This window comes from Halomonas sp. TP35 (assembly GCF_052375975.1).
In the GTDB taxonomy this organism is placed as follows: domain Bacteria; phylum Pseudomonadota; class Gammaproteobacteria; order Pseudomonadales; family Halomonadaceae; genus Vreelandella; species Vreelandella citrativorans.
Map to the genome: position 1 here is coordinate 567,163 of NZ_JBQSUZ010000001.1, position 17,855 is coordinate 585,017.

The window sequence follows — 17,855 nt, forward strand, 5'->3', positions numbered from 1 at the left end:
GCACGGGGCAAGCGGCTTGGCCTCTTTAATAGAGCGCCAGGCCGAGCGAGAGCAGTACACTGTAAATCAGCGTCGATAGCGCGGTTTTTTTCAGCATGCCGGTAAGCGTTTCACCGTCGGTGGTGTGGTGTAGCGTTCTGGCAGCGTCTGTTAACGGTTTGGCAACCAGCAGGCAGCTCCAGCTAAGCCAGGGGGCGGGCAGTGCGACCAGATAAATCACGGTGAGCAGCAGCGCCATTGCCAGCAATATCCAGTGGTAGGTAATGGCGTTAGCGCGGCCCAAGCGCACCGCCAGGGTGATCTTGCCGTTGCGCGCGTCGCTTTCGATATCGCGCACGTTATTCACGTTCAATACAGCGGTTGCCAGTAACCCGCAAGCGGCCGCGGGCAGTAGTGTAAGCCCGTCCAGTTGTTGTGCATGCAGGTAGTACGTGCCGAGTACCCCTAACAAGCCGAAGAAGATAAAGACCGCAATATCTCCCAGTCCACGATAGCCATACGGCGTACCGCCCAGCCCTACGGTATACGTGACCGCGGCCAGCAGCGCGGCAGCACCCAGAAGAATAAAGATGAGAATGGACGCCCACTGATTGCCAAAAGCCGTCAGCAGTAGCAACAGCCCACACAGGGCGGCAACGACTGCCATCACCACCATTCCACCGCGCATAGCGCGAGGGCTCAGTAACCCTGACGAGACAGCGCGAACAGGGCCTATGCGCTGGTGATCATCCGCTCCCGTCGCCGCGTCGCCGTAATCATTCGCCAGGTTTGAAAGCACTTGCAGGGCAATCGCCGTTAGCAGGGCAAGTAGTAGCACGCTCGGATTAAACCCCTGTGCGTGCGCCGCAAGGCCTGAACCAAGTAGGATAGAGGCGCATGCCAAGGGAAGCGTACGAGGCCGGGCCGCTAATAACCAAACCTGGAACGGGCGGTGCTTGTCGGGTTGATCCATTGCTTGGGTGTCCTGGTCGTGATGACGTTAAATGACTAAAAGGGCGTGCGTGTCACTGTATTATTAAGTGCTAAAAAGCAGACCTGCGTCAAAAGAAGCAGCGGTGTCTTATCGCAAACTATTGTTAATCCCTCTTAACAGGAGTTAATTTGATGATCGGCGACTTATTTAGACAAAGCAAATATGCAGCGCTTGTTTGGCTAGCCTTCCGGCTTTATCTTGGGATTACTTGGCTCAGTTTGGGAATCGGCAAACTGACGGGCGGTTTTGATGCGCAAGGGTTCCTGAGTAACGCGGTGGCGAATCCTGTGATGCGGGAAGGGAGCATGGTGTATCCCAACTACGTTGCTTTTTTGGAGCATTTTGCGCTGCCCTATGCGGGTATGTTTAATGTGGTGATCCCACTGGGCGAAATACTCGTGGGGTTGGGCTTGATCGTGGGGGTGCTGACCTCCTTTGCAGGCTTCTTCGCTATTGTAATGAATATGTCGTTTCTGATGGCGGGTACGGTCTCCACCAATCCATGGATGATTGCGTTAACCTTTTTCTTACTGGTAGCGGGCGCGAACGCTGGCCATTTTGGGGGGGACCGTTGGGTTCTGCCCTATATCAAGCAGAGGCTGGGCATTGCGCGCCGCATCCGGTTTACCTGAGACGCGGGGCCACTGATTGTCTGAACATATGCGCTGGGTAACAGGCAGCAGCGTCGCTTACGGGTTGGCGCATATGAACAGCCAAAGCGCTGTCGCTGAGCTTATGGACCGGCTTGATGCATTGTCTGTGTCGTCCCTTCAGGGTGTTATACGTCTGAGCGTGCCTTACCGCGTTGATAGCCTGATGGGATGGTTGGAAGCGCAAACGGTTTTTCCGCGCGGCTACTGGAAAGCGCGTGACGCCGGTGCACCTGAGTACGCTACGTTAGGTGTGGTCAGCGCGGCCGACTCGCTTGAGATGCTGCAGGCCGACCTTGCCAAACTCGCGACCTTGCCAGGTGAGCAGCCGGACTATTTCGGCGGTATGGCGTTTGATGCTACATCACCCGGCTGGGCGCATTTCAAAAACTGCTGTTTTATATTGCCGCGTGTTGAGCTCAAGCGCTCACAACAGGGGACGCTATTGACGCTCAATCTGCGTTTTGACGACCGCTGCGGCGATCACGAAATAGCCGAAGCCCGCGCCTTTTTAGCCAGTCTCCAGCAAGAACAACCGCTACCCCCTCTGCGTCCGCATGCCTATTTACGTTATGACGCCCCTGCCCAGCAGGCGTGGTCAGCATGGGTGTCCCAAGTGACCCACGCTGATCAGCTGTGCCATACGCCCAAAGTGGTGTTATCACGAGAGACACGCTTGGTCATCGCGGACGACGCATCGAAAACACCCTCGCCCTGGGCACTGCTGGGCCGCTGGCAGGCAGAGGCGGCGGCGTGCTTTCAACTGGGCATTCAGTGGAATTCAGAGACCGCCTTTATCGGTTGCCCACCGGAGCGCCTTTATCAGCGAGAAGGTACGCAGCTGGTAACCGAGGCGCTAGCAGGTACCACTCATCGTGGCGCTGATGCACAGCAGGACCAATACCTTGCCGAGGCACTGCTGGCAGATACGAAAAATAGCCTGGAGAACCAGTGCGTTTATGAGGATATTCTTGCCCGGCTTGAGCCCTTGTCTCACGTTGTTCAAACCGGGGAGGCCCATGTTCTCAAGCTGCGCTCTGTGCAGCATATCCGCCGCCTTATTCATGCTGAGTTACATCACACGGTGACGGACCAGGCGCTGCTTGCCAGTTTGCCGCCTACTCCAGCGGTAGGCGGTGTTCCTCGCGCATTGGCGCTGGCGTTTATTCGACAGCACGAACGCCACCAGCGGGGCTGGTACGCCGGTGTGTTTGGCCGGGTGAGCCTGGCCAGTACGGAGCTTGCGGTGGCGATCCGGTGTGCTCATATCGGCGCTAATGAAATTCGCCTTTATGCCGGTGCGGGCCTTGTCGCGGGCTCTCAGCCTGATGCAGAGTGGCGCGAGCTGGACAACAAAATTGCCGACATTATGTCGCTGCTCAACATGGGGTAATACCAATGACCGCGAACGCCATGCCGCGCGGCTTTCCGCTTCAGCACGCTACCTTTAACCATGTGTGGGCCGCGCTGCTGCTTGAGGAGCTTTACCGCTTGGGCATGCGCGACATTGTGCTGGCGCCTGGCTCGCGCTCGTCGCCGCTCACCATGGCGGCCAGCGAGCATGCCGGACTTCGCTGCCACTGCCATTTTGACGAGCGTGGCCTGGCCTTTATGGCACTGGGTCTTGCGCGCGGAAGCGGCCGCCCGGTAGCGGTTATCACCACCTCGGGTACGGCGGTTGCCAATCTGTATCCTGCCGTTGTGGAAGCCAAATTAATGGGTGTGCCGCTGGTAGTGCTCTCAGCCGACCGTCCTATTGAGCTACTGGATAACGGCAGTAATCAGGCTATCGACCAGCGCGATATCTTTGCTCGTCATACCGTGGTGCATCACGACCTTCCGCCCCCAGGCCCTGAACTGAGCGCCGCGTTTCTACTCAGCACTATTGATCAGTCCATTGATCAACAGCAGCGTACGCCAGGCCCTGTGCATTTTAACTGCCGCTACCGCGAGCCTCTTTACCCCGGCCACCAGAGAGAGGATGCCTCGGATTATCTGGCGCCTCTCGGAAGCTGGTTGGCCTCTTCAGTGCCGTGGAGCCAGTGGGTATCCAGTACGCAAGCGCCTGTGTTTTCTACCGAGTGGGCAGATTTTTCGTGTCAGCGAGGCGTTATCGTGGCGGGATGTATAGATGACCCGCACCAGGCGCAGCAGGTGGTGACGTTATCACGTCGATTAGGCTGGCCACTGTTGGCGGATCTACAAAGCCAGATACGTTTTGACCGCCAAAACGTGATTCATTTTGACCTGGCGCTGCACGATCCACATTTTGTCGAGGAGTTGGAGCGGGCCGATGTGTTGCTGCAATTTGGTGGGCGTCTTATCTCCAAGCGCCTGACGCAGTTTATTGCTCGCCATTCGTGGCAGGATGTTTGGCTGGTGGACTCGCGCCCCCAGCGGCTCGACCCTGATTACAGCGTTAAGCGCCGCTTCGTTTGCCCGCCCGAGGCTGTGGTGGCCGCGCTTGAACCTGAAAATAACCATGAGCGTGAGACTGGGACAGGTGCTGAGCGCACGCCTTGGCACCAGCTTAACCAGTGCCAACAGCGCATCAGCGATATCGTGAATCAACGCTGTAACACCTTTTCAGAGCTGGGCATTTGTCATCGGTTGTTGCAGCAGGCAGCCGGGCAGCTGTTTGTCGGTAACAGTATGCCCGCAAGGCTGATGAACATGCTGGGTACGTACCGCACAGCGCCTTTGCGGGTATTTACCAACCGCGGGGCTTCCGGTATCGATGGGCTGATCGCCACGGCCTACGGCGCCAGTGCTACCAGTGACCAGCCCACCACACTGATCGTGGGCGATATCAGCGCGCTGCATGATCTTAATAGCTTGGCGCTGTTGAAGCAGGCCGTTCAACCGCTGGTGGTGATCATTCTTAACAATGACGGCGGCAGCATCTTTCATATGCTGCCAGTGCCTAAGGAAGGTGAGCTACTTGAGCATTATTTCCGTCAGCCACACGGTTTGAACTTTGAGTACGTGGCGCAAATGTTTGGGCTTGCCTACGCTGCACCTGGCTCGCTGGAAAGTTTCGATGCGGCCTATGCCCGAGCCTTGGAAAGTGGCGTTACACTGATTGAGATTAACGTGCCGCATCAGCAGGTTGCAGACGATCTTGTGGCGCTGGCGGCAACGCTGGGTAGGCTCGATAACCATGAAGACTGAACATGAAGAGCACGCCCAGCCATGCCCAACGCTGGTTATGCTGCACGGCTTGTTAGGTGATCGCTACGATTGGGCGGAGGTCATCGCCGCGTTGAAAGATGTGCCGTGCCTGGCGTTGGATTTACCGGGCCACGGCCAAAATCACCAGGTGGCGGTCAACTCTTTCTCCGCTTTTCATCACTGGCTAACCGATACGTTGGCCGCGCAGGATATTCGCCGCTATTGCTTGCTGGGCTACTCGCTGGGAGGGCGTTTGGCGCTTGATCACGCCAGCCGCCAACCTGCGGGGCTTGAGGCGCTTTGGCTGGAGAGCGCTCATCCAGGCTTGCCGGAAAGCGAGCGCGATGAGCGTATTGCTCATGATGCACGCTGGGCACAACGTTTTGCACTGGAACCTCTTGAACGCGTGCTTACCGACTGGTATCGGCAATCCGTCTTTGCTGACCTTACGCATACGCAGCGAGCGCGGCAGATTGAACGACGGCTGGCCAATCATGGCCCGTCCGTGGCGACAATGCTGCGAAGCACGTCGCTCGGCAGGCAGTCATCTCAGTGGCCGTGGCTGGCTGAAACGTCACTTCCCATTGGTTACTTTTCAGGTCGGCAGGATACTAAATTTCATGCACTTGCCGACCGCTTGGCTAACGTAGCCCCTCGTGTGCACCTTATGGCGCTGGAAGGTGGGCATAACCTGCATACAGAGCAAGCGAAAAGCATCGCCGAACCGATTAGCCGATGGTATCAACGCCTCGGCTAAACGGCTCGCTCACCTGGATTCAGTTAATCAACAGCAGCCACGGCAAACCGATAGCCAGCCAGGCCACTAAGAACAGCAGACCAAAAATAGCCCCAAGCCGCCAATAAAGGGCGCTTGGCAGATAGCCGCTGCCATAGTAAACCGGGCTTGGGCCGGTGCCGTAGGGAGTAATAATGCCCATAAAGCCCAAGGTGGGGAGCAGCAGCAGGATAAACATCTGCATATCCAACCCTGCAATACCGGAAGCCGCCGCCAGCATCACCGGCAATAGGGCGGTAACGTGGGCCGTGACGCTGGCAAACAGGTAGTGCAGGAGATAGAAAATCACCGTGAGCGCCACCATCGCCATGACGGGGTTAAAGTGACTGATTTGTTCACCCACCATGCCACCAAACCAATTGACGAACCCGACCTGGCTCAGCCCGCCTGCCAGCGCCACCAGTGTTGCAAACCACACAAAGGTATTCCAGGCAGCTCGATTGTCGAGGATATCGTTCCAGCTCACGATGCCGGTCAGCAGCATGCAGCAAATCACCACCAGGCCTACCAGGGATGCGGACACAACATCGCCCGCAAAAATCCACAGCAGTAGCGCAGTGACGACCATGATGACCAGCAGTATCTCGTTGCGAGTAAGCGCACCCAGTTTGTTCAGCTCATCCCGCGCCCAGTTGGACACTTCTTCACCGGCTTTCACTTCTGGCGCGCATAGCCAGTAACAGAGCAGTGGGACCAGCAACAGCAGCAGAATGCCAGCGGGCGCTACGGCGATAAACCACTGCCCCCAGTTAATATGGATACCGGTAGCGCTTTCTGTCAGAGCAATGGCCAGCAGGTTGGGGGCAAGCGCGGTTAGAAACAGCGAGCTGGTCACACAAGTAGAGGTGATCGCTGTCCACATCAGAAAACTGCCCATGCGTTTCATGCTGGGGTCATTGGGCAGGGAGTCGTAAAGTGGTGGTAGATTGCGAATGACTGGATAAATGGTGCCCCCGCTACGCGCCGTGTTGGAAGGTGTAAAAGGCGCCAGCACCGCATCGGCGATCATTACCGCGTAGCCCAGCGTTAATGTGCGCTTGCCCATGGCCTTGACCAGCCAAAGTGATATGCGCCTGCCAAGGCCGGTTTTTTCATACCCCAGCGCGAACATAAACGCGCCAAAAATTAGCCATACAGTCGAGTTGGTGAACCCCGAAACTGCCCATGAAAAGGCCTGGTTGGCAGCATTAAAGCCTTCGGTTGCTAGCTGTTCGGGTGAAAACAGCACCCAACGGGAGAGCAGTGCCACCAGAGTCACGCCGATTAACCCAATGACCGCGCCTGGCAAGGGTTCAAAAATCAGCCCAACCACACAGCCCAGGAAAATAGCGAAGAAGTACCAAGCGTGAGGTGCAACCCCCTCAGGCGTGGGTATCAACGCAACGATAATGGCCACTACAAGCGGCGCCAACAACTTCCAGTCAAATGCCGATTGCACGCTACTGTTCATATCAAGCTGCCCCCTCTTATTGGCTGCGAAAGCAGCCGAATCTCTTCACTGCTAACGCTGTTGATTTTCATCTGCTTGCGGTTACATACATTGCAGAGAATGGCGATAGCGACTAATAGTTAAAAATTGTAGTTGGAATTCTTTATTAAAATTAATAAATGAGAAATTAAACTTAACTACTCTTGTTAAAGCATCGCCTGTCTTAAAGGTGCATTTCTTGATATGCGTCAATAGAGCCTGGCATGCGGGGATAGCACGTACCTGGAGTGTGATAAGTTCAAAGACACCGCATCGAAGCGTGTCGTCACTACCGCCTTTGGCCTGGCTACAGAAAGGGAGCATCATGCAGCATCGAGATTTCGATATCGTGATTGTGGGTGGAGGCGGCGCAGGCTTGCGTGCCGCTATCGCCGCGGCAGAAAGCGCCAAGGCACAGGGCATTTCTCAAAGCATCGCACTGATTTCCAAGGTCTATCCTATGCGCTCCCATACCGTTGCTGCTGAGGGTGGTGCGGCGGCGGTAACCAGCGAGGAGGATACGCATCAGGCACATTTTGACGACACTGTGTCGGGTGGCGACTGGCTGGTTGAGCAAGGCGTGGTGGATTATTTTGTGCATCATGCCTACCAGGAGCTGGTGCAGATGGAGCGCTGGGGCTGCCCCTGGAGCCGCAAGGAAGATGGCAATGTGCAGGTACGCCGCTTTGGCGGCATGAAAACCGCACGTACCTGGTTTGCCGCCGATAAAACCGGCTTTCACATGCTGCATACCCTGTTTCAAACCTCGCTCAGATATTCCCAAATTGAGCGCTTCGATGAGTATTTTGTCCTTGATCTTGCCGTGCACGAAGGGGCCGTTATTGGCGTCATTGCCCTTCAAGTGGCCACCGGCGAGCTTATTCTGCTGCGCGCCAAAGCCGTGATATTGGCAACAGGAGGTGCCGGGCGCCTGTTTCGCTTTAATACCAACGCAGGGATCGTGACTGGCGACGGGATGGCGATGGCCTATCGCCACGGTGTGGCGCTTAGGGACATGGAGTTTGTTCAGTATCACCCCACGGGCCTTCCCGGCTCCGGCATTTTAATTACCGAAGCGTGTCGTGGCGAAGGGGGTATTTTGCTCAACAAGGATGGCTACCGCTACCTTCAGGATTACGGGCTGGGCCCGGAAACCCCACTGGGCAAGCCGGAAAACAAGTACATGGAGCTGGGCCCTCGCGATAAGCTCTCACAGGCCTTTTGGCAGGAGCAGCAGGCGGGCCGCACTGGCACCTTTGGCGATAGCGATGTGGTCTATCTTGACCTGCGCCACTTGGGCGAAGCCTACCTTCTTGAGCGCCTGCCCTTTATCTGCGAGCTGGCTAAATCCTACATTAACGTTGACCCGGTCAAAGAGCCGATCCCTATCCGCCCGGCGGTGCACTACACCATGGGCGGTATTGAAACCAATCCCTACTGTGAAACGTCGGTTGCCGGGCTTTATGCGGCGGGTGAATGTGCCTCTGTTGGGCTGCATGGTGCTAATCGCTTAGGCTCCAACTCGCTCACTGAGCTGCTGGTGTTTGGCCGTTTAGCAGGGGAGCAGGCAAGCCAGCGCGCGGCGCAAACCGAGTGGGCAGACACGCACCTTCTGGAAACCCAGGCTGCCCATCAGCAGGCAAAACTAGCGCATCTTTGTGATGGTGAGGGCAGCGGCGAGACGTGGGTGACGCTTAAGCATGCCATGGTGCAGGCCATGGAGAGTGGCTGCGGTATTTATCGTACCGAAGAGGGTATGCGGCAGTCGTTGGGGACGATTCGTGAACTGCGGGCGCGCTATCAGAAGATTCGTGTCAACGACACCAGCAAAATATTCAACACAGAGTTGCTTGAGTGCATTGAACTTGGCTACGGGCTGGATATTGCCGAGGCATCTTGCCTTGGCGCACTGGAGCGGCGTGAGTCCCGCGGCGCTCACCAGCGCTTGGATGACGGCATGCAAACGCGCGATGACGTTAACTACCTCAAGCACAGCCAGGTGTTTTATCAGGGCGATGCACACGCTAGGTTGGCATGGCAGGAAGTTGACGTGCGTTTTTCCGCGCCCGCAGAACGCACCTACGGGGATGCGTCCAAGGGAGGCAAGGCATGAGTACTCAGCAGGTATCCACCCGGCGCATCAGCGTCAAACGCTATTTACCCGACAATTCTACCGAGCCCTATTGGCAGGAGTATGAGCTGCCAGTCGACGACAGCACCTCATTGCTGGATGCGCTGAATCACATCAAAGAGCAGCTCGACAGCACTCTGAGCTACCGCTGGTCGTGTCGCATGGCGATCTGTGGCTCCTGTGGCGTTATGGTGAATGGCGTCCCCAAGCTTGGCTGTAAGACCTTCCTGCGCGACTTCGACGATGAGATCCGCATTGAACCATTGGCGCACTTTCCCGTGCAGCGCGACTTGGTGGTTGATATGGAGATATTCCTCGATCACCTGGCCGCCGTTAAGCCCTATCTGATAGACGACAATCCGGTAAAGCCCTTTGATCCGAAGGCGCCAGAAACCTATCGACAGTCGCCCAGACAGCTTGCCCGTTACAAGCAGTTCGCTAACTGTATCAACTGTGGGCTTTGCTACTCCGCTTGCCCGCAGTTTGGGCTTAATCCTGAGTTTATTGGCCCAGGAGCCATTGCACTGGGGCACCGCTATAACCTGGACAGCCGGGACCATGGCAGCACGCAGCGAATGGCCGAATTGAACCGCCATGAAGGTGTGTGGAGCTGCACCTTTGTGGGCTTTTGCTCAAAGGTGTGTCCCAAGCACGTTGACCCAGCGGCGGCTATCAATCAGAGCAAAGTGGCGTCCGCTAAGCACACGCTAATTGCGCTGTTTAAGGGCTAGGAGAAAGGGTATGGATAAGTCGACATCTCAACGCTTTGTGCCGTTAAAACGTAACTGGTGGCTGAAACTCCGCTTTTTTAAACTCTATATGCTGCGTGAAGCGACGGTGTTACCGCTGGTTTTTTTCCTGCTCTGCATACTGGCGGGCATGGTCGCGCTGCTCCAGGGCCCAGAGAGTTGGCAACGATGGATCGCCTTTATGGGATCTCCCATCGTTTTGCTGCTCAACCTTTTGGCGCTAGCCGCCAGCCTGTTTCACGCGGCGACCTTTTTTGTGCTGTTTCCTCGCGTTATGCCGCTGCGTATCGGTAACTACCAACTGCCGGATAAGGCGATTGTGGCGGGGCAGTGGGCGGGCGTTCTGGCCGTACTGCTGCTGTTCATCTGGCTGTTTGGGAGGGCGTCTGTATGACTAAACCAACCATGAATGCGTCAGGCGCAGGCAGCCAGCGCACGAATCAGCCACTCCACCACCAGGCCTACGATGAGTCGCTGTGGTGGGGGCTATTCAGTGCAGGTGGCGTCTGTTTTGCTGTGCTGCTGCCCTCTGCCATCCTGTTTTTTGCCGTGCTGCTTCCCTTGGGCTGGCTACCTGCCAACGCACTCAGCCATGAGCGTGCATCGGCACTGCTATTCAGCGTGCCAGGCTTTCTATTTGTTGGTGCGGCGGTCTGTTTGCCGCTGTTTCATGCCGCCCATCGCCTGCGCCACGGAATGTTTGACCTTATTTTGGGCCGCGACACTACCAATAAAAAGCTGATGTATGGCGCTGCGGCGCTGTTAAGCCTTCTGGCACTAGGGCTGGTCGTGGCAGGTATGTTGCGCTAAGCCCGAAAGACGCCAATACCTAATAAATCAGGGAACTTTGAATGATCCACGGACTTACAGAAGCGGAACTCTATCAACCGGTTGAGTGGCAGGACCACTCCGGCGACTACCAGGATATTCGGTATCATATCTCCAAAGAGGGCATTGCGCGCATTACCATCAACCGCCCAGAGGTGCGTAACGCCTTTCGCCCCTTAACGGTTAGCGAAATGATTCAGGCGCTTGGTCGCGCACGTCACGATAGTAGCGTCGGCGCGATTTTGCTCACCGGCGCAGGCGATAAAGCGTTCTGCTCCGGCGGTGATCAGCGTATTCGCGGTGACTATGGCGGCTACCAGGATGAGCAGGGCACTCATCACCTGAACGTGCTGGATTTTCAGCGCGATATTCGTACCTGTCCCAAGCCGGTTGTCGCCATGGTGGCAGGCTACGCGATTGGTGGTGGGCATGTGTTGCATCTTATGTGCGATCTGACCATTGCGGCGGATAATGCGGTTTTTGGTCAGACCGGCCCCAAGGTAGGCTCTTTCGACGGCGGCTACGGTGCCTCGTATATGGCGCGCATTGTGGGCCAGAAAAAAGCCCGCGAAATCTGGTTTTTGTGCCGCCAGTACAGCGCTGCGCAAGCGCTGGCGATGGGCTTGGTCAACCACGTGGTGCCGCTGGATGAGCTTGAAAAAGAGAGCGTGCGCTGGTGCCGGGAGATGCTGCAGCACAGCCCCATGGCGTTACGCTGCTTGAAAGCGGCACTGAATGCCGACTGCGATGGCCAGGCCGGGCTGCAGGAGCTAGCGGGTAACGCCACTATGCTCTATTACATGACTGATGAAGGCCAGGAGGGGCGTAACGCGTTTAATGAGAAGCGGCCCCCGGATTTCTCACGTTATCCGCGTAACCCTTAATGCCATTAGCGCTTTACCACTACGCGCTGCCACTTCGCCAGCCGCTGCTGCTTAACGGCCAGTGGATCACGCAGCGTGAAGGGCTGTTGGTGTCGGTTAACGGGCAGTGGGGTGACATTGCGCCACTGCCCGGCTTTTCAGTTGAAACCTTAACCGATGCCGAGACTGAAAGCAGGGCCTGCCTAACCGCCTTGAAGCGCGGTGAAAAAGCAGTGCCCACGCTCCCTTCGGTACAGTTCGGGTTCGGCTGTGCACAGCACGTTTGGCCCCAACACTGTCCCGCCGCGTTAGCGCCTTACCCACTATTACAAGGCGAACCTGTATCGCTGATCGCGATGCTGGATCGCGCGTTAGACAACATACTGAAGGGCGGGCAGCCGCCACCTTCGCGTCTCAAGCTCAAGGTAGCGCGTTACGCCATGAGCGACGAGCTAGCGCTAATTGCCAGGCTGTCTGAAAAGCTGCCCGCTACCCAACTGATTCTGGATGCCAACGGCGGCTGGACAAGGGAAGAGGCCACGCGGTTTTGTCGACAGCTACCACGTGAAAAGATCGACTACCTGGAAGAGCCTTGCTCCACTTTTGCTGACACCATTGCCGTGGCCGATGCAGCGGGTGTGAAGATTGCGCTGGATGAAACGTTGTCACGTAACGCGCCCTGGTATTCCCATCCTCATATTGCCGCCCTAGTGATTAAGCCTACATTGATAGGCGCATTAAGCGCCTGCGAGGCACTTGTACAGCGGGCGCGGGCAGATAATCTGCGGGTGGTTATTTCCTCAAGTTTCGAGTCTGACCTTGGCCTGGGCTTGCTGGCTCGGCTGGCCTGCCAATGGGCGCCCGAAGAACCACCGGGGCTGGATACCGGAAACTGGCTGGCTGAACGGGTAACCACCACGACAGGTGATGTCGTTGCCGGGCGCTTAACGTGCCTCTATCAAGCGACGTGTCTCTATCAAGCTATGCAGGAATAACCAGGAGCGTGCCGAGTGATGCAGCCTTGCCCCGTTAACTATTGGGCCACCGAAACTCCGCAGCATATTGCGCTACACAGTGGCTCAGTGACGCTTACTTATCGAATGCTCGACAGGCGTATCGCCGCGTTGTCGCGACAGCTGGCGCAAAAGGGGTTTCAGCCTGGGGACAAATTAATGGCCCCGGCCAAAGGCGCATTGGCCTCGCTATTATTGGCCTGGGCTTGTCTGCGTGTCGGGGTGGTTTTCTGCCCGCTTAACCCGGCCTTTCCAAGCGCCCAGCAGCACGCGCTTGCCCAGCGCCTGCAGGCCAGCCGCATTTGTTATACGGAAGGTGAGCAGGGCGACGCGCAGGTAACGTCATCTGCTCCAGCGCCGATTACCCTCGATTTTTCCGAAGAGCTAATTACCGAACAAGCGGTGCAGCTGAATACCGAACAGCGCTGTAACACGATTTTTACCTCGGGTTCCAGCGGCATGCCTAAAGCGGTACTGCATCGGCTGGGGAATCATCTGGCCTCGGCCAATGGTTCGGCAGCCTTAATTCCTGTTGACCAACAGAGCGGCTGGCTCTTGTCGCTACCGCTGTTTCATATTGGCGGCTACGCGATTCCCTTTCGCGTATTTCTCGCAGGTGGCCGGGTCATTCTGGATGATGGTGATGCGCCGCTGGCTGCACGCCTGGAACAACAGCCTATTACGCACCTTTCACTGGTACCCACTCAGCTCTGGCGCTTGTTACAAGCGGGCTTTGACCCCGCCAGGACACAGCTGCGCGAACTGCTGTTGGGCGGCGCGGCAATCCCCGCACCGCTGGTGGCACACATGACCTCGCTGGGGCTGGCGCCAAAAGTTAGTTATGGGCTATCTGAAATGGCAAGCCAGGTCTGTACCGGTGCTCCCTCGGCACCAGGTGTTGTCGGCAAGCCACTTCCGGGGCGCGATGTTCGGATTATCAACAATGAAATACAGGTGCGGGGCGATACCCTGTTTAGCGGCTATTTAAATAATGGTGCGCTGGACCCAGCCCTAAATGATGAGGGTTGGTTTGCCACGCGGGACAAGGGGTATTTCAATTCTGCGGGGGAACTGGTGGTTGAAGGGCGGCTGGATAACGGCTTTATCTCCGGCGGTGAGAACATTCAGCCGGAAAGCATCGAACAGCGGTTGGTGGATCACCCTAGCGTCGCCCAAGCGCTGGTGGTTGCTGTGCCACACCCCGAGTGGGGTGAGCGCCCCGTTGCCTTTATTGATTGGCAGGCGAAAAGCGGCGAAGATCAGGCCCTGGCCCGTTGGGTGCGCGAGGCGCTGCCGGGCTTTATGGTGCCCGATGCATGGTTGGCGTGGCCCTCGGTGAAAGGGCTAAAGCCCTCACGCACGCACTTTGCCAAACTGGCCCAAGAGCAGTTGGCGGTGATGTAAAACGCATCCATTAACGTTCGTTGGCTATGTGAGTTTCCATTCTCGACTCGCCTTCTGAGAAGGTGGATCTCTTTATTTTTGATAAGGACATTTATGAGCTCTTCTCAAGCGCCGGATACGCGGCGCGCAGGCGTATTTTTAGGGGCGGCGCTCGCTTTCATGATCACCATGGTGGGCACCACGCTGCCCACGCCACTTTATCCGATCTATCAGCATGAATTTGGTTTTTCGGATCTGATGATTACGGTCATCTTTGCGGCGTATGCGGTGGGGGTCATTTCAGCGTTATTGATTACCGGGCAATGGTCTGATCAGCTAGGGCGTAAGCCGCTGCTGCTTGCCGGGCTTTTCCTGTCAGCGGTAAGCGATATCGTATTTTGGCAAGCCGATGGGTTAGGCATGTTGCTTACCGGCCGCGTACTTTCGGGGCTTTCGGCGGGCATCTTTACGGGTACTGCCACCGTGGCTGTCATGGAGCTGGCACCACGTTCCTGGGGGCGCTCCAGCACGTTGGTTGCTACCGCCGCCAATATGGTCGGGTTAGGTGTCGGGCCGATACTTGCGGGGGCGCTGGCCGTGCTGTTTGCGGCACCGTTGGTGCTGCCGTTTGCTATTCACTTCGCGTTAGCGCTGGTAGCGGTGGTGTGTATCTGGCGAGCGCCTGAAACGGTTACGCGCCCAGCGAATATCAAGCTTCGCGTTCAAACACCTAAAATCCCTCCTGAGGTGCGCAGCGTTTTTATACCCGCGGCTATCGCAGCGTTTGCTGGTTTTATGGTGTTCGGTTTTTATACCGCAGCAACCCCCGCCTTCCTGGGCCAGCAAATGGGCTACACCAATCATGCACTGATAGGGTGTGTGGCAGGGCTGCCGTTTATCGCCTCGACCGTTGGGCAAATGTGTCAGGGGCGGCTGCCTGAGCCTGGAAGATTGCCGATTGGGTGTGCTGTGCTGCTTGTCGGTGTGCTCATCATTGCGTGGGGGATTGCTTACGAGCAACTGCTGGGTTTCATACTGGGCGCCATTGTTGCGGGCATTGGTCAGGGCATTACCTTCCGGGCGGGCATGGGCGCGATATCGGCGGCCAGCTCCCCTCAGCACAAAGCGGCAACGGTATCGTCTTTTTTCGTTGTTGCCTATGTGGCGATCTCGCTGCCCGTCGTCGGTATCGGCCTACTGGGGATAGTAGCCGGTCAACAAATCACCGCGCTAACGTTTGATCTAATCGTGGCGCTGCTTTGTTGTGTGGCGTTGGTGCTGCTATTGAAGCCACACCGTCTTGGCCGTGGAGCTACTCGCGACGCTGGCCGATGAGCGGTACCGACGTATCAAACTTATGCCGCTTGCGCTGTGCTTTTTGGGTCTCTGCCATAGCGTTATAGAGGATACGCTGCTGATCTTAATGCTGGGTAGGATAACGATGCTTGGATCAATCAGTGAACGATTAGTTGGCTTTCAAGCCGCTTGTTAATCTCTCAAGTAAAGCTCCCCCTTGCCCACCAGTACAGCACTGCCGCCTACCTGAACCAGGCCGTTATACAGGGTGGTTTCAATAACGCTGGCGCGGCCCATTTCAACGCCTTGATAGAGTGTCCAGTGCGTCGTTTCGTTAAGGGCTGCCAAATACCCGGTTAATGCCGCTGCGGCACTGCCGGTTGCGGGGTCTTCGCAAAGGCCATGTTCTCTGGAGAACATGCGGCTTCGAAGCGTAGCTTTTGAGCGGTCAGCCGCTTCTGTTGCGTAAAGATATATTTGCTCCGCACCGCTCGGGGCAACGGTCTCTGCCCATATGGTTGCTGAAATGTGTATGTTTTTTAGGGCTGCGGGGGCGCTCAGCTCGATCAGATGAAACGCCAGCCCGCAGGATGAGATAACCGGCGTGCCGATGACCTGATGGGGTTGCAAGCCGAGTAATGCCACCGCCGATTGCTGGTCCAGTGTGCTTGGCGTAATGCTGGCGGGCCTTGCGGTTGTAAACACGGCGTTCTCACCTGAGTAGCGAATGGGTAACTCGCCTACCGGCGGGTGAAGCACCAGCGTTTGCGTACGGCTAATCAAGCCAAGCTCGGCTAGAAGCTGCGCGGTGCCGACGGTCGGGTGGCCGGCAAATGGTAGCTCTTGGGTGGGCGTAAAGATCCGCATCGGGTAGTGGTTTGGCTCAATGGGCGCACTTAAGAACACCGTTTCGGCAAGATTAAGCTCATTGGCGATTGCCTGCATGGTGGCTGTTGTCAGCCCGTCGGTGTTTAAAAATACCGCCAGCTGATTGCCCGTGAAAGGCTGATGAGTAAATACATCGAGTAAGTAATATTCAGCGATTTTCATACTGGTCTCTTCAAGTTGTGTGTTTCCAAAAGGATTTACGGCCCTCCCTTTGTGCCTGGGCACGGGTGATGCCAATATCTCTTAGCAGCCGGTCATCAAGTGTCAGCAACTGGCGGCGGCTACGTTCGCGGTGGGCGCATATTTGAGAGCGTAGCTGAGCCAATGAATCATCCAATACGCACTACTAACGAGCGCCCTTCACGAGTAACCCGCCGTTGGCGAATGTATATGCCATAAGAGAGGTCGCTCTTCATAAAAACGATGCATACTTATACCTTTGGCCGAGGCTTGGTGCGATTTTTATAGATTCCTGCAACATTCTGATTTTACTGTTCTTTAAGAATATCTTTCTGATCAAAAATTGACCTAAATCGCTGGTGGATTTTCTACTGCCTATTTTTATCTTGCAGAACAGTCATCTACAATTAGACCGTTCCCCACAGGCGTGGGGATGAACCGTGCTGGATTACCGGGGCATTCCACCCTTAATTCCGTTCCCCACAGGCGTGGGGATGAACCGCACAGGCTTGGAGAGAGGCACAGAACCATTCGCCGTTCCCCACAGGCGTGGGGATGAACCGTATATATAAAAAGGAGGGGTATAAGGGGTGTACCCATAATGCCTACACACATTGCAACGCGTAGCGTTACGCGCTACAATGTGTGTAGATTCGACGGCAAGGGAGGCAAAGCGATGCGATGATAAAGAAAATCAAACACAAAGGCCTGAAACGGCTTTATGAGCGGGGGGAGCCCCAAGGAGTACAGCCTAACCATGTAGACGATTTAAGAGACATACTGGCAGCACTGGATGCCGCAACCAAGCCAAACGATATGGATTTACCAGGTTTTGATTTCCATGGCTTGAAAGGTGATAAGAAGGGCTTTTTTTCAGTGCATGTAAACGGTAATTGGGTAGTGATATTTACGTTTGATGGGGAAGATGCACACCTTGTTGACTATTTAGACTACCACTGACGGCGGCGCTCCTTGATAACCGACACGATACGGTTATCAAGGGCCACCGGATGGTTTCGCCACTTGAGCGGTAGCCACGATTGCACAGCCTCTAAATATACAGATTAAAAATATTGTGCATGACGATGATGATTATGATGAGGATAACGTGATGACGATGATGAATCCGCCGCACCCAGGCAGCTTGTTACGCCGCCGGATCGTGCCCGCGCTGGGGCTGAATGTCACTGATTTTTCCAAGAAGCTAGGTATGTCCCGCACAGCGGTATCCCGCGTTTTGCATGAGCATGCCAGCATTTCCCCTGATTTTGCGGTTAGGCTTGAGCATGGCGGTATTGGTAACGCTAAGCACTGGATGACCATGCAGACCAACTACGACCTATGGCAAGCCGAGCATAAAGAGCAAAATCATATTGAAAGAATCTCTGCTGTTTGAATTAGTAAGTTACTAATTCACCAGTCTAAAGCTCAACGGATCGTGCCGTTGGGCTTTTTTTGCTTGGGAA

The 17,855-nt window shown here is 56.0% G+C and carries 18 protein-coding genes; 14 read left to right on the plus strand and 4 right to left on the minus strand.

The window, feature by feature from the left end:
* Positions 1 to 25 precede the first annotated feature (25 nt).
* Complete coding sequence (locus ACT3RU_RS02615; protein ID WP_192528235.1) at positions 26 to 952, minus strand: 1,4-dihydroxy-2-naphthoate polyprenyltransferase; 927 nt, start codon at positions 950 to 952, stop codon at positions 26 to 28.
* Between the two features lie 152 nt (positions 953 to 1,104).
* Between ACT3RU_RS02615 and ACT3RU_RS02620 the strand changes: the two genes are divergently transcribed.
* Genes ACT3RU_RS02620 through menH form a run of 4 tightly spaced genes read left to right on the plus strand, consistent with a single transcriptional unit; the run spans position 1,105 to position 5,551 of the window.
* Positions 1,105 to 1,605 carry a DoxX family protein gene (locus ACT3RU_RS02620; RefSeq protein WP_087110942.1) on the plus strand — a complete coding sequence of 167 codons (501 nt, stop codon included), beginning with the start codon at positions 1,105 to 1,107 and terminating at the stop codon, positions 1,603 to 1,605.
* A gap of 16 nt (positions 1,606 to 1,621) precedes the next feature.
* On the plus strand, positions 1,622 to 3,016 hold the full coding sequence (locus ACT3RU_RS02625; RefSeq protein ID WP_225733896.1) for an isochorismate synthase: 1,395 nt from the start codon (positions 1,622 to 1,624) through the stop codon (positions 3,014 to 3,016).
* 5 nt (positions 3,017 to 3,021) lie between these two features.
* Positions 3,022 to 4,794 carry a 2-succinyl-5-enolpyruvyl-6-hydroxy-3-cyclohexene-1-carboxylic-acid synthase gene (gene menD, locus ACT3RU_RS02630; protein WP_192528234.1) on the plus strand — a complete coding sequence of 591 codons (1,773 nt, stop codon included), beginning with the start codon at positions 3,022 to 3,024 and terminating at the stop codon, positions 4,792 to 4,794.
* Entirely contained in the window at positions 4,784 to 5,551 is a 768-nt protein-coding gene (gene menH / locus ACT3RU_RS02635) for a 2-succinyl-6-hydroxy-2,4-cyclohexadiene-1-carboxylate synthase (protein ID WP_192528233.1), read from the plus strand. Before menD ends, menH begins: the two co-directional genes overlap by 11 nt.
* Before the next feature lie 19 nt (positions 5,552 to 5,570).
* Here menH and ACT3RU_RS02640 read toward each other — a convergent pair whose 3' ends face one another.
* Complete coding sequence (locus tag ACT3RU_RS02640) at positions 5,571 to 7,040, minus strand: anion permease (protein WP_192528232.1); 1,470 nt, start codon at positions 7,038 to 7,040, stop codon at positions 5,571 to 5,573.
* A gap of 343 nt (positions 7,041 to 7,383) precedes the next feature.
* Here ACT3RU_RS02640 and frdA point away from each other — a divergent pair, with 343 nt between their 5' ends.
* The 8 genes from frdA to ACT3RU_RS02680 all read left to right on the plus strand — a co-directional run bounded on the left by frdA (position 7,384) and on the right by ACT3RU_RS02680 (position 15,360).
* On the plus strand, positions 7,384 to 9,171 hold the full coding sequence (gene frdA, locus ACT3RU_RS02645; protein ID WP_483392495.1) for a fumarate reductase (quinol) flavoprotein subunit: 1,788 nt from the start codon (positions 7,384 to 7,386) through the stop codon (positions 9,169 to 9,171).
* Positions 9,168 to 9,920 (plus strand): succinate dehydrogenase/fumarate reductase iron-sulfur subunit, encoded by a 753-nt coding sequence (locus ACT3RU_RS02650; protein ID WP_192528230.1) that lies wholly within the window; start codon positions 9,168 to 9,170, stop codon positions 9,918 to 9,920. Before frdA ends, ACT3RU_RS02650 begins: the two co-directional genes overlap by 4 nt.
* A 10-nt stretch (positions 9,921 to 9,930) precedes the next feature.
* Entirely contained in the window at positions 9,931 to 10,332 is a 402-nt protein-coding gene (locus ACT3RU_RS02655; protein ID WP_087110953.1) for a succinate dehydrogenase/fumarate reductase transmembrane subunit, read from the plus strand.
* On the plus strand, positions 10,329 to 10,748 hold the full coding sequence (gene frdD / locus ACT3RU_RS02660) for a fumarate reductase subunit FrdD (protein ID WP_192528229.1): 420 nt from the start codon (positions 10,329 to 10,331) through the stop codon (positions 10,746 to 10,748). Before ACT3RU_RS02655 ends, frdD begins: the two co-directional genes overlap by 4 nt.
* 41 nt (positions 10,749 to 10,789) lie before the next feature.
* Positions 10,790 to 11,650 (plus strand): 1,4-dihydroxy-2-naphthoyl-CoA synthase, encoded by an 861-nt coding sequence (gene menB, locus ACT3RU_RS02665; protein ID WP_192528228.1) that lies wholly within the window; start codon positions 10,790 to 10,792, stop codon positions 11,648 to 11,650.
* The gene (menC, locus tag ACT3RU_RS02670; RefSeq protein WP_192528227.1) at positions 11,650 to 12,624 is read left to right on the plus strand and encodes an o-succinylbenzoate synthase; all 975 of its coding nucleotides are present in this window, start codon (positions 11,650 to 11,652) and stop codon (positions 12,622 to 12,624) included. Before menB ends, menC begins: the two co-directional genes overlap by 1 nt.
* A gap of 18 nt (positions 12,625 to 12,642) precedes the next feature.
* A complete protein-coding gene (locus ACT3RU_RS02675) occupies positions 12,643 to 14,046 on the plus strand; it encodes an AMP-binding protein (protein ID WP_192528226.1) in 1,404 nt (467 codons plus the stop codon).
* 93 nt (positions 14,047 to 14,139) lie between these two features.
* Complete coding sequence (locus ACT3RU_RS02680; RefSeq protein ID WP_192528225.1) at positions 14,140 to 15,360, plus strand: MFS transporter; 1,221 nt, start codon at positions 14,140 to 14,142, stop codon at positions 15,358 to 15,360.
* Positions 15,361 to 15,513: 153 nt separating this feature from the next.
* Here the strand turns inward: ACT3RU_RS02680 and ACT3RU_RS02685 are convergent, their stop codons facing one another.
* Both ACT3RU_RS02685 and ACT3RU_RS02690 read right to left on the minus strand, forming a co-directional pair.
* Positions 15,514 to 16,371 (minus strand): PhzF family phenazine biosynthesis protein, encoded by an 858-nt coding sequence (locus ACT3RU_RS02685; RefSeq protein ID WP_192528224.1) that lies wholly within the window; start codon positions 16,369 to 16,371, stop codon positions 15,514 to 15,516.
* Between the two features lie 10 nt (positions 16,372 to 16,381).
* Positions 16,382 to 16,546 (minus strand): YjiS-like domain-containing protein, encoded by a 165-nt coding sequence (locus tag ACT3RU_RS02690; RefSeq protein ID WP_192528223.1) that lies wholly within the window; start codon positions 16,544 to 16,546, stop codon positions 16,382 to 16,384.
* 524 nt (positions 16,547 to 17,070) lie between these two features.
* Between ACT3RU_RS02690 and ACT3RU_RS02695 the strand changes: the two genes are divergently transcribed.
* On the plus strand, positions 17,071 to 17,349 hold the full coding sequence (locus ACT3RU_RS02695) for a type II toxin-antitoxin system RelE/ParE family toxin (RefSeq protein ID WP_192528222.1): 279 nt from the start codon (positions 17,071 to 17,073) through the stop codon (positions 17,347 to 17,349).
* Between the two features lie 151 nt (positions 17,350 to 17,500).
* Entirely contained in the window at positions 17,501 to 17,785 is a 285-nt protein-coding gene (locus ACT3RU_RS02700; RefSeq protein ID WP_225733895.1) for a HigA family addiction module antitoxin, read from the plus strand.
* Positions 17,786 to 17,855: the final 70 nt, after the last annotated feature.